The organism is Neochlamydia sp. EPS4, from assembly GCF_000813665.1.
Taxonomy (GTDB): domain Bacteria; phylum Chlamydiota; class Chlamydiia; order Chlamydiales; family Parachlamydiaceae; genus Neochlamydia.
The window spans coordinates 1-12,608 of sequence record NZ_JSDQ01000080.1 but is presented as its reverse complement, the minus strand read 5'-3'; the positions used below and the strand labels follow the sequence as shown (position 1 = coordinate 12,608).

6 protein-coding genes and 4 pseudogenes are annotated in these 12,608 nt (G+C 36.7%); 3 read left to right on the top strand and 7 right to left on the bottom strand.

Annotated features, from left to right (window positions below; translation table 11 throughout):
* Positions 1-606 (bottom strand): hypothetical protein (locus DB42_RS08110; RefSeq protein ID WP_044882537.1); only part of this gene is annotated, 606 nt, incomplete at its 3' end.
* A 387-nt stretch (positions 607-993) separates the two neighbouring features.
* Positions 994-1,325 (bottom strand): annotated as a pseudogene (locus DB42_RS10985) (integrase core domain-containing protein); the annotation flags it as partial.
* Positions 1,326-1,490: 165 nt separating this feature from the next.
* Between DB42_RS10985 and DB42_RS08100 the strand changes: the two are divergent.
* Together DB42_RS08100 and DB42_RS11620 are read left to right on the top strand one after the other, a co-directional pair.
* Positions 1,491-1,959: pseudogene (locus DB42_RS08100) on the top strand (transposase family protein); the annotation flags it as partial.
* A gap of 170 nt (positions 1,960-2,129) precedes the next feature.
* Positions 2,130-2,491, top strand: a pseudogene (locus DB42_RS11620) (transposase family protein); the annotation flags it as partial.
* A gap of 159 nt (positions 2,492-2,650) precedes the next feature.
* On the opposite strand, the pseudogene DB42_RS10975 reads toward DB42_RS11620, so the two are convergent.
* Positions 2,651-3,727, bottom strand: a pseudogene (locus DB42_RS10975) (IS481 family transposase).
* A gap of 199 nt (positions 3,728-3,926) precedes the next feature.
* Here DB42_RS10975 and DB42_RS10970 point away from each other — a divergent pair.
* Positions 3,927-4,753 (top strand): IS5 family transposase gene (locus DB42_RS10970; RefSeq protein WP_238579016.1). Its coding sequence is split into 2 segments (ribosomal slippage): positions 3,927-4,314 and positions 4,314-4,753, totalling 828 coding nucleotides; the frame shifts between segments, so codons are not numbered across the junction.
* A 283-nt stretch (positions 4,754-5,036) separates the two neighbouring features.
* On the opposite strand, the gene DB42_RS08065 is transcribed toward DB42_RS10970, so the two are convergent.
* The 4 genes from DB42_RS08065 to DB42_RS08050 form a co-directional block, all read right to left on the bottom strand.
* The gene (locus DB42_RS08065; protein ID WP_044882532.1) at positions 5,037-7,091 is read right to left on the bottom strand and encodes a tetratricopeptide repeat protein; all 2,055 of its coding nucleotides are present in this window, start codon (positions 7,089-7,091) and stop codon (positions 5,037-5,039) included.
* A 187-nt stretch (positions 7,092-7,278) separates the two neighbouring features.
* Positions 7,279-8,403, bottom strand: coding sequence for a DUF294 nucleotidyltransferase-like domain-containing protein (locus DB42_RS08060; protein ID WP_155117481.1), 1,125 nt, complete (start codon positions 8,401-8,403; stop codon positions 7,279-7,281).
* A 308-nt stretch (positions 8,404-8,711) separates the two neighbouring features.
* A complete protein-coding gene (locus tag DB42_RS08055) occupies positions 8,712-9,545 on the bottom strand; it encodes an F-box-like domain-containing protein (RefSeq protein ID WP_044882530.1) in 834 nt (277 codons plus the stop codon).
* Between the two features lie 183 nt (positions 9,546-9,728).
* The coding region (locus DB42_RS08050; protein WP_044882529.1) for a tetratricopeptide repeat protein at positions 9,729-12,608 on the bottom strand (2,880 nt) is incomplete at its 5' end.

Here is a 12,608-nt window from a genome sequence, read left to right as displayed (position 1 = left end):
CAATTCTAAAGCTTTTCCTTGGCAAGCCTTACTGAGTATAATTTCGACTTTTGATAGCTTTTCTTTAATACTTTTCTGTTTGTCTAAAGATGAATTATGTAAGGCATAATTATAAAGTCCTGCTGCTTGAAGGAGCGTTTGTGGAGTTCCTTTTATTAAATAGATATCACCCAATTTTTCTATGCAAAATCTTGTCTGGGTAGAATCTTCTTTTTGGATAGCAAGTTTTAAAGTGTGGGTGTAGTTCTCTTCCAGCCTATCTGCCGATAAAAAATTATGACTACCATCAATCGAAAAAGGGTTTTGTTTTAAATGACTTGAAAGCTTGTCGAGATAAGGGTGCAGTTTCTGAGGGTGATAGAGCTGCAAAAATTTGACGTTATTAGGCATGTACTGTTTAAACACTCGAGCACAACTTCTCACATCAAGGATTTTTCTTAATTCATCTTCAGTTAAATTGCTAAAAGAATGAAAAATCTGTTTGAAAATTTTTAAAGGTAGAGTTACCAAAGGATTAGAAGGGTCAAAAGTATTATCTTTTGCTATAAGGAGCGAATTGTTGTTAGTGGGTAATATGGTAGAGCTGTGCGTATTCTCTAAATTCATTCGCTTGTCCTTCTTTTAGGCTGGTTTACATTTCAAGGGGATAGAGAGTTGTTTATAATCTTATTCCACCCTTTTTTTTATGCATTTTTAAGAAGGGCGAAAAAAACTATTTTTCATTTTTTTTACATAAAAATAAAATTAAAAAGGTAATTTTTATATTTTTAAAATACAGATATCTAAATAAGAGGTGTTTAAAACAGATTGTTTATTTTTATCCTGTATAGAGCTTAAAAATGTAAGCGGTCACGGCATATAAGAAGATTTAGATAACAGAAGGGATAGGTTGTTTAGTACGAGCGGCATGGATAGCATCTGCTAGAAAATCTAGAATAGATTTTCCTTGTCGATAAAAGTGTCCTAGATAGTACTTAACCTGACAAACATGAGTTACCTGGCAGATACTATTTCTGTCTGTTGTAACTTATCTAACATCTTTCCTCGCGCAAGATGTTTTTCATCTAAGAATGTTTGTAAAGGCGTCTTGCCAAAATAATACTTTCCTGTATGTGTTCTCTCGTTATTATACTCATTCATCCATTTATCCACATCCTCTTGTAATTCTTCAACATTTTTAAACACTCTCTTTCTAAAAGCTATGGCATAAAATTTGTTCTGGATGGTCTGATGAAACCGTTCGCAGGTTCCATTGGTTTGAGGGTGTTGGTTTGAGGGTGTCTGGCTTTAGTGTGCGAATAGTCAATATCTTCGATGGCTAAGTAGTCTGGCATGATTTAAAGGGTGTCTCTTGCTTAAACAAGATTCTGAGAGAGTTTTTTCTCCTAAATTATTATAATTTCTTTACGTATTAATCATTAGATCTCTTTCGAAACTGGAATAAAATGCAAATTTAAGCAAAATGGTGACTTAATATTTAAGAAGACACCATGAAATTTGATAAGATAGAGAAATTAGATGATGAACGCTTCCGAAGATTAACAGGGGTCAAGCGTACCACCTTTGATAAAATGGTGCAAATCTTACAGGAAGCCGATAAGGTCAAGAAGATTAAAGGTGGGCGTAAATATAAGCTAAGTCTAGAAGACATGTTATTGATGGCATTGGAATATATGCGCGAATATAGGACCTATTTTCATATTAGCCAAAGCTATGGAGTTAGTGAAAGTTCAGCTTATAAAGCGGTAAAATGGATTGAAGATACGTTAATCAAGCATCCAGATTTTGCTTTACCGGGACGTAAAGAACTGTTGAAAAGTGATGTGGAATATGAGGTTATTTTAATTGATGCTACAGAAACGCCTATCGAGCGTCCTAAAAAAAAAACAAAAGCGCTATTATTCAGGGAAAAAGAAAAAACACACCCTAAAGACGCAGCTTGTAATCGATAAAAAAAGCAAGAAAGGTAAGCGGTCATGGGGGGTATCTCAACTTAAGGCATTAATGCTAAGCGCTTACTATAAATCAAAAAGGGCAGTAAATTGAAAAAACAGCTATTTGCGAGCATTTTTGACATTGCAGATGCCCGCAGAATCGCGTCTGAAGCTGGGCATACCCCGTGACCGCTTACCAAGAAAGTGATTTGCACTTCCTATGGTAATGGTAAAAAGCATGATTTTAGGCTATTTAAAGAATCCCCAGTTAAAATCCATCCACAAATAAAAGTGTTAACTGATTCAGGTTATCAAGGATTAAAAAAGCTGTATATTCAAACACAGATGCCTAAGAAAAAAGTATGAAGAATCCTTTAACTAGAGAAGATAAAAAAGCAAACCAAAGTTTATCAAGAGAAAGAGCTGCTAATGAAAATGTAATTGGCCTTCTCAAACGATTTAAAATCATAGCAGATCGTTACAGAAATAGACGTAAAAGATGTGCGCTTCGCTTCAACTTAATTGCAGCAATCTATAACTGGGAATTAAATACGTGAGTTTCGAAAGAGGCCTATTGCTTGCAGGGTGTTGTAATCCCTAGCCCCGGTGGGATCATTTTTGCCCAAAGGCTTTAAGTTAATATTAAGAGCTTTTTTGGCATGGCCAGCAACCTGTTATAAGCTGTCCTAGACAGTACTTGACCTGACAAACATGAGTTACCTGGCAGGTGCTATTTCTGTCAGTTGTAACTTATCTAACATCTTTTCTTGCGCAAGATGTTTGGCATCTAAGAATGTTTGTAAAGGCGTCTTGCCAAAACAATGCTTTCCTGTATGTGTTCTCTCGTTATTATACTCATTCATCCATTTATCCACATCCTCTTGTAATTCTTCAACATTCTTAAACACTCTCTTTCTAAAAGCTATGGAATAAAATTCGTTTTAGATGGTTTGATGAAACCTTTCGCAGATTCCATTGGTTTGAGGGCGTCGGGCTTTAGTGCGAGAATGGTCAATATCTTTGATGGCCAGATATAGCTCATGCTCATGATGCTCTCTTGCGCCACAGTACTCTGTCCCACGATCGGTCAATATTCTCAAGACACGAATATCTTGCTCTTCAAACCAGGGAATGACTTGATCATTTAGCATATCCGATGCTACCAACGCATTTTTCCTATCGTATAGTTTAACAAAAGCTACCTTAGAATAGGTATCGATCAATGTCTGTTGATAAATGCGTCCCACACCTTTAATGGTGCCTACGTAATAGGTATCTTAGGCTAATAAATAGCCTGGATGTTCAGTTTCAATTTCGCCATGTGCTTCTTTTTCTTCCTTGGCTTTTTCAAGAGCTTTTAGTTGGTCCTCTGTTAATATCATTTCTTCCTAAAGCCATCTTAGCTTCCAATGCTTTGAGACGTTTTTGAAAAGTCTTAAAGGTTGTATCGTAGCCAAACAGAACGCACGTCACCTGGCGAAATGAAAACTCCTTGTTTCTTAAGCTCGTTACATACTCTTAATTGTCCATAAGCAGGCTTTTGAAGAGCAAAATCAACGACAGCTTTTTCGATAGACTCGTCCACTCTGTTTTTTATGCAGGGTTTTTTACGCGTTATATCCTGAAGAGCTGCCTTTCCACCTGTTTCATATAGTTTCTTAAATCTATAAAAGCTACCTCTAGAATATTCCATCATCTTACACGCTTTAAGATACATTTCCTAATGTTTCAGCTAGCTTTAAAACACCAAGTTTATTTTTTATAACTTTTTGATGAGTTGCTAAATTTGACATTTTGACACTCCTTATTGGTTTAAGTCACTCACTTCAACTTCTCGCCCTATCACTTTTGATGAGTAACAGGGCTTTAAGCTTGGCGACTTATAAATCGTGTTTCCTTTGTTGTTATCACAAATGTCAGTAGGCCTCTTTCGAAACTGGAATAAAATGTAAATTTTAGTAAAATGGTGACTCAACATTTAAAGGAGGCACCATGAAATTCGATAAGATAGAGAAATTAGATGATGAACGCTTTCGCAGATTGACAGGGGTAAAGCGTAGTACCTTTGATAAGATGGTGCAAATTTTACAGCAAGCCGATGCGGCCAAGAAGATTAAAGGCGGGCGTAAATATAAACTACGTTTAGAAGACATGCTATTAATGACCTTGGAATATATGCGAGAATATAGGACCTATTTCCATATTAGCCAAAGCTATGGAATCAGTGAAAGCTCAGCTTATAAAGCAGTGAAATGGATTGAAGATACGTTAATCAAGCATCCAGATTTTGCTTTACCGGGACGTAAAGAGCTTTTGAAAAGCGATACGGAATATGAGGTTATTTTGGTTGATGCTACAGAAACGCCTATTGAGCGCCCTAAAAAAAACAAAAGCGCTATTATTCGGGGAAAAAGAAAAAACATACCCTAAAGACCCAAGTTGTAGTCGATAAGAAAAGTAAAAAAGTAATTTGTACCTCATATGGTAATGGTAAAAAGCATGATTGTAGGCTATTCAAAGAATCCCAAGTTAAAATCAATCCACAAATAAAAGTATTAACCGATTCAGGTTATCAAGGATTAAAAAAGCTCCATATTCACACCCAGATGCCCAAGAAAAAAAGTAAGAAGAAGCCTTTAACTAAAGAGGATAAAAGAGCAAATCAAAGTTTATCCATAGAAAGAGTTGCCAATGAAAACGTCATTGGCCTCCTTAAGCGATTTAAAATTATAGCAGATCGCTACAGAAATAGACGTAAAAGATTTGCCCTTCGCTTCAACTTAATTGCAGCAATCTATAACTGGGAATTAAATACGTGAGTTTCGAAAGAGGTCTAGTTTAAGTCCTATCTATTACACCAAACGAGGTCGGATTTTTTGCCGCATCCGCAGCTATATTTCTACCGCGCGTAAACAGAGTTGGAATGTCTGGGATGCATTGGCAGATGCCATCCGAGGGGACCCTCGTCTGTTAGCCATCGATTGATAGGCTGGCTTGCCAGAAGCCCTTATCTAACTTCTATTTCATTCAAACACTCCTGAATAAAAAGGGGGTATCTGAACTGTTACTAATATTTTAAGATTAGAGATTATTTTAAATATTTCACACCACGTGAAGCCCCATTTGATTGATTTGTTTTTTCAAGCATGAGGTTAACATAGCACGTTCATTTAATATGTCTAGGGCTGCTACTCTTAAATTTTCTTGGGATTGGTAAATTGCTTGCAGAGTGTTATAACCCTTTATCACATCAGGATGGTCTCTACCATAAAGCTTTAGATTGATATCGATAAATTTGCTGACATACTCAGTCGCTAGTTCTAAATTTCTTTGGCCTTTGTAGATCATTCCTAGGTTAATATAATCTCTTGCCACCGCAGGATGATTTTCTCCATAAAGTTTAAGATCAATGGTAAGCGCTTTGTTGCTATACTCCGCTGCTTTCTCTAAATTACTTTTATTGTGATAAATTGCTCCTAGGTTGTTATAGTCTCTTGCTATTACAGGATGATTTTTACCATAAACCTTCAGATCGATAGTGAGCGCTGTGGTATTATACTCAACTGCCTTATCTAAATAGCCTTGGTCTTGGTATATTGTTCCTAGATTATTGTAATCCCTTGCCACGGTGGGATGATTTACACCGTAAAACTCAAGGTCAATAGCAAGCGCTTTAATGCAATATTCTGTTGCCTTGTCTAAATTGCCTTGGGCTTGATAAATTAATCCTAAGTTGTTATAGCAAATTGCTACTGTAGGATGATTTTCACCATACAGTTTAAGGTAAATGGTGAGTGCTTTGGTGCTATGCTCTGCTGCTTTCTGGGTATTGCCTTGGTCTTGATAGATTTGTCCTAAGTTACTGTAATCTCTCGCCACCTTGGGATGATTTTCACCAAACCACTTAAAGTCCATGCTAAGCGCTTTAGTACTGTAATCTATCGCTTTGTCTAACTTACCTTGGTCTCGGTAAATTGTTCCTAAGTTACTATAACAATCTGCCATTTCGGGATGATGTTCTCTAAAAAGTTTAAGGTTAATGGCAACTGCTTTGTTGTAATGCTCTAGGGCTTTATCTAAGCTGCCTTGGTCTTGAGAGATTTGTCCTAGACTACTGTAATCAATTGCCACCCGGGGATGGTTTTCACCAAAATGCTTAAGATCGATAGCAAGCGCTTTGTTGGTATACTCTTCTGCCTTGCCTAAATTGCCTTGAGCTTGGTAGGTTTTTCCTAAATTGCTGTAACAAATTGCTACTCGAGGATGATTTTCACCGTAAAGCTTAAGATTAATGGCAAGCGCTTTGTTGCTATACTCAGCTGCTTTGCCTAAATTGCCTTGGGCATAATAGATGGTTCCTAGGTTATTGTAACAAATTGCTACTGTAGGATGATTTTCACCATACAGTTTAAGAAGGCTAATCTTTAGCGCTTTGGCGGTATAATCTGCTGCTCTGTTTAAATTGCCCTTAATTTTACAGATTAATCCTAAATTATTATAATCTCTTATCACGCTAGGATGATTTTCACCAAAAACCTTAAGGCCAATTGTAAGTGCTTTAATGTTATACTCTGTTGCTTTATCTAAATTGCCTTGGGCTTTGTATATTAATCCTAAGTTGCTAAAGTCTCTTGCCACTATAGGATGATTTTCTCCGTACTGGTCACGGTTAATGGCAAGAGCTTTACTGCCATATTCTACCGCTCTGTCTAAATTGCCTTGCTCGAGGTAAATGATTCCCAGGGCATTTAAAACCTTCGCATTATTTGGTTTATCTTTTTCTGCTAAAAGATACCATTCTTCTGCTTTTTTATATTGAAAAAGCCTGCGGGCTATATTTCCTTGCGTCTCAGGTGAGTTGTCTTCTAAATCAGAGGATTTAAGCCTGTTTTCATCGCCTATTAAAAATTCTTGAATAGCTTGATGAAAAGGAATGAAGATACAATAAATCTTTTTTATTTTTTGTAGGGCTTCCTGCTCTAAAGCAAACTGCTTTTTAATAAGGTCGGGATCATCAAATCCAAAAGGCTTAATCAAAGGATTCATCATATGCTGTTGCGCTTGATAATAAGAGTAAGTTTTAAGGCGCATAAATAACGCTATACTCATCCAATCTTCTAACTTATCAGCTGCGCTATCTGCTACAACTCCTAGCATGTTTAGTTTATCAATTCTAGTAAAGGTGTCTGAGGCCTCTACATTCTTAAGAAGAGCTAATCTATCTAAAGCAGGTGAGGAAAACGATAAAAATCATTTTTAACTTGGAAAAGCATACCCTCCTTTTGTAAATCAGCCATTCCTGGGTTAAAGGCTATCATATCATCTAGCACAAGGTGTTGCTTGGCTAAGTATTGGCGAAGAGAGAAGCCTTCTTGGCAATGAATATCAAGTTTTTTTTGAGGGCCTCCCTATATTCCTTAGTTAATGCAAGATTGCCTAACAGATGAGTAAAAGTTAGCAATTCCATGGGAAGATGAGGCTCTTTCTCATGCCACCATTTCCCTTTTTCATCCTTACCAACATATTGCGCCATTTTTTCAGGAGTTTGAATAAGCTCAAATGTCTGGCGATTTCCAAAAGGCGTTTTACAGCCTTTACCTTGTACTCCTTCCCCATCGAAGGCAAAGCCTCTGGGTGTAACGCTATCGAAGAAATTAGCCTTTCTTATGCAAGGAATATCCAAAGCAGGCAGGATAGTTTCTCCTAAATTGATGACTTTTAAATGAAGAAGGGTTGTAAAACACTTAAAATATTCTCTATTTTCTCCAGTATCTTCTTGTATAAGAATACCAAACTCTAAATCGGAGTAGGGGGTCATCTCTTCTCTGGCTAGAGAACCAAACCCTAACATGGCATATTCACATGGAGGAGGCCCTAAATTGTCAAAAACTTGTATTGTAAGGTATCTAAAAAGAATTTTTATCTGTTGAGTAATCTCACCAAATAGCTCTCGGACTTCCTCAGATGAAGGATCAGAGCCGAGAGTTTGAATTTTCTTTTCTATTTCATCCCTAAACTTTTTTAATCCTTCGCGATTATTTTCAAATTGCTTTTTGATTATAAGAATATCTACAGGTTCTCCTTTGCAAGCCTTGCTAAGCAAAATTTCGACTTTTGATAGCTTTTCTTTAATAATTGCTTGTTCTTCTGAAGTTGAATCATGCAGCGCGTAATTATAAAGCCCTGCAGCTTGAAGGAGCGTTTGCGTCGTTCCTTTTATTAAATAGATATCACCTAATTTTTCTATGCATAATCTTATCTGGATAGGATCTTCTTTTTGAATAGCAAGTTTTAGGACATGGGTGTAATCTTCTTCTAATCTATCTACTGATAAAAATGTATTGTTCTCGCCACTAGAAGACAGGGTTTTATCTAAATAATTTGAAAGCTTATCAAGATAGGATTGTACCTTCTCAGGTTGATAGAGCTGCAAAAATTTGACGTTATTAGGCATGTGTTGTGTAAACACTCGAGCACAACTTCTTACATCAAGGATTTTTCTTAATTCGCCTTCAGTTAATTTGCTAAAAGAATAAAAAATTTGTTGGAAAATTTCTAAAGGTAGGGTAGTTAGAGGATAGATGGGTCGAATGTATCATTTTTATCTCTCTTGTTAAGATTTTGTCTGGTTGTTAAAAATCTTTTATTTTCATCTGTTTCAGTTACCTTGCTAGCTTTATCATGAGGATAAAGATAACGGCTTTGGCTAAAATGGTCAGTAAGGGAAGGTGTTTGATTTAATAAGAGAGGTCTATCTTGCCCTACAAGCTTTTGTGCTTAAATGAAATGGCCACCTAGATCGACAATAAGAATATATTCTTCAGGTCTTTCTTCCAGAGAAATAGTTTTCCATTCTTGGGAATTATCTTCCATAGATGAGCTTGCTTTAGGAAAAATTAGCCTATCATGAATACCGCAAGCCAGCTGTTCTTCGTTAACTATTATTAATCTTATAGGGATAGATAAAGCGGTAGCTAATAGGTCTCCTTCGCCCAATCCACTTATCCACATCCTTTTTTCTTTTATTTTTTCAGCTTTTCCATTGTTCTTGTATTTAATCATGTCTGAGAGCACTTGCCTTAAATAAAAAACTTTATTAGGGTTCTCATCTAGCAAAGGTATTTTCCTAGAAAGGCAGTTATAGCTTCCTAAAAAAGCGCTGAAAAAGCAGTCACCGTCACTTGGCACACCTTTTAATTTAAAGCCTTCTTTACCCAGATAGTCGGCAGCAGCATTTACTTTGGCTACGATTGAATCGTCAATAATAGCAGTGGGGTTATGCCACAAAGATTTGGCTATTTGATGGTGATTCCATTGATTAGAAGAAGCGCCTAAAACAGATGGTTTATCGCATGTGTTTTGACTTTCATTGAGTACGTTATGTTCAATTTTTCTTGAATCAAGCTCTTTCCACTCCTTAGTTTGTTCAATTAGTTGCTTCCATTCTTTACTAACACCTCGTGCATTAGATAAATCTGGCTGTCCCAGTTCCTTAAAAATCTTTAAGCTTATCTCTATATAGGGGCCTAGCTTCAGGTAAGGCTTTTCTTCTGCTAGTTCCTTAAACGCAGTAAATATGAAGGGAGTAATAGAAGAGCTTTCTAAATTCATTTGTTTGGTCTCATTTAAGGTTTACTTGCATTAGCTTGTTTGAATGGTATTGCTTACAACTTTCGTATACATTTGAGGTCGAATAACACTTTTGTAAAAGCTCTCAGATAGCTAATATTAGGGGGGGGTAAAGCTTATCTTAAAAATTTCAAAAGATTTGAAGACTCGTGGATATGATTTTTTTTACGGCTTAAGCTTAATGCCTCGCGCTTTTTTTGTATATTCAGTTGCCTTTTTTGAATTTCCTTGTGCTTTGTAGATTTGTGCCAGCTTGCTGTAAAGACGCCTTACTTTGAGATTATCTTCACCTAATAGCTTAATATTAATTTTGAGTGCTTGATTGATGCACTTAGCTGCTTCCTCTAAATTTCCTTGTTTTTGGTAGATTGACCCTAGTTCATTATAACCTAATGCCACGGTGGGATGATTTATGCCCCAATGCCTAATATTTATTTCGAGTGATTTTTTAATATACTTAGCCGCCTGTTCCAAATCGCCTTGCTCTTGGTAAATCATTCCGAGATTGGTGTGGCATAGTGCTAGGCTAGGATGATTTTCGTTATATACCTTGGCGCCAATGGGGAGAGATTTAGTAGTGTACTCCGCTGCCTTCTCTAAATTACCTTGCCGTTGGTATATCATTCCCAAGTTATTGTAGTTTATTACCATGTTTGGATGATTTTCTCCAAAAAACTTAAGGTTAATGTTAAGCGCTTTATTGCTGTACTTAGCCGCTTTTTTGAAATTGCCTTGTTTTTTGTAAACTATTCCTAAATTATTGTAACTGCCTGCTACGTGTGGATGATTTTCGCCAACAACTTCTCTGTAAATTTGGAGAGCTTGATTAAAGTAGTTGAAAGCCTTGTTCAAATTGTTTTGCTCTATATGAATTGTTCCCAAGTTATTATAGTTCGGAGCTACTTTGAAATGATTTTCACCAAAAATCTGTTCGTCAATTTGGAGTGCTTGCTTGGCATATTTAATAGCCTCTTCTAGATTTCCTTGTTCTTGGTAGACTTGCGCAAGGTTACTATAACATGTTGCCACTTCAGAATGATTTTCACCATAATTGTTAAGAGCAATTTCAAGTGCTCTTTTGGCATACTCCCTTGCTTTATCTAGATTTCCTTGTTCTTGGTGAACTTGTCTAAGATTACTATAACATATTACCACTTCGAGATGATTTTCACCATAATGGTCGAGAGCAATTTTAAGTGCTCTTTCGGCATATTTAACTGCTTTGCTTACCTTTCCTTGAGCTTGGTAATTTATTCCCAGTCCACTATAGATTGTTGCCAATATTGGATGATTCTTATCCTGGAGGTTAAGTCCAATGGAAACAGCTTTGGTGATATATTTAGCCGCTTTCTTTACATCCCCTCCTTCTTGGTAAATTATTCCTAGACTGTGGTAGTTAGAAGCTACAGTGGGGTGACGTTCCCCAAAAAGCTTAATATTAATTTCAAGAGATTTCTTAGCACATTCGGACGCCTTCTGCAAATCCATTTGATCACGGTAAGCTGTTGCTAAAGTGTTGTAAATTGTTGCTACATTAGGATGATTTCTACCATAAAATTTAATGTTATTTTGAAGGGCTTGATTAATGTATTTATCTGCTTCTGCTATATTTCCCTGTGATTGATGAATTGTTCCCAAATTATGATAATCCATTGCAACGTGCGGCGAATCTATAGTATGAAGTCTGCTGTCAATTTTGAGTGCTAGGCTGACGTAATCAGACGCCCGCTTTAGATTTCCTTGGTCACGATAAATTTCCCCAAGATTACTATAAAGTATGGCCCAAGCAGGATGTTTTATATTATAAACCTTAGTTGCAATTTTAAGTGCTTTATGAGCGCATTCATTTGCTTTCTCTAAATTTCCTTGAGAATGGTAAATCATTCCTAAATGAGTGTAATTTCTTTCTACTTTTGAATGATTTTTGCCATATAACTTAAAGTCAATTTTAAGAGCTTCTTCAAAAAAATAGGCCGCCTTAGCTAAATTTCCTTGAGTCTTGTAAATCACTCCAAGAGCAGTTAGTACTTCTGTATTTCCTGGCTCTATCATTAATGCAGACTTGTAACATTTTTTTGCCTCTTTATGTTGGAAAAGCCTTAGAGCTATATTGCCTTGAGCCTGCAACGAGTTATCCTCCAAGTCAGAAGATTTAAGCCTGTCTTCGTGGCCTCCTAAAAATTCTTGCATAACTTGATAAAAAGGAATAAAGATACGGTAAATCTTTTTTATCTTTTCCAACACTTCTTGATCTAAAGCAAACTGCTTTTTAATAAAGCCTGAATCATCGAAGCCAAAGGGTTTAATCAGCGGATTCATCATCTCTTGTTGCGCTTGATAATGTGAATAGGTTTTAAGGCGCATAAATAGCGCTATACTCCTCCAATCCTTTAGCTTTTCAGCAGCGCTCTCCGTTATAACCCCTAGCTCACTTAGCTTATTAATCCTAGTAAAGGCATCGGAAGCTGCGACTCTTTTAAGAAGGGCTAACCGGTCTAAAGCCAGATGAGGAAAGCGGTAAAAATCATTTTTAACTTTAAAAAGCATACCCTGCCTTTCTAGGAGGCCCATTCCAGGATTAAAAGTTTCCATGTCTTCTTGAACTAGGTGATGCTTGGCTAGATATCGACGCAGATCAAAGCCTTTACGGCAAGGCTTCTCAAGCTCGTCCTGAACATTTTTCCTATAGTGCTCAGTTAGCTCCTCACTTCCTACCAAATGAGTAAAGTTTAGTAATTCCAGGGGTAGATGCTGCTCTTTTTTATGCCACCACTGGCCTTTTTCATCTTTGCCAATATATTGCGCCATCTTTTCAGGAGTTTGGATAAGCTCAAATGTTTGTCGATTGCCAAAGGGAGTTTTACAGCCTTTTCCTTCTGCTCCTTCACCATCAAAGGCAAGGCCTCTAGGAGTAACGCTATCGAAAAAATTAGCCTCTTTTATGCAGGGAATATTTAAAGCAGGTAGAATCGTTTCGCCTAAGTTAATCACTTTTAAGTGAAGAAGATTTGTTAGGCGCTTGAAATAATCTCTATTTGCAAAAGT

Coding starts and splice junctions, on each gene's coding strand:
- DB42_RS08065 (WP_044882532.1), bottom strand. CDS start 7,091: ATGCTAGGAGTTGTAGCAGATAGCGCAGCTGATAAGTTAGAAGATTGG.
- DB42_RS08055 (WP_044882530.1), bottom strand. CDS start 9,545: ATGAATTTAGAAAGCTCTTCTATTACTCCCTTCATATTTACTGCGTTT.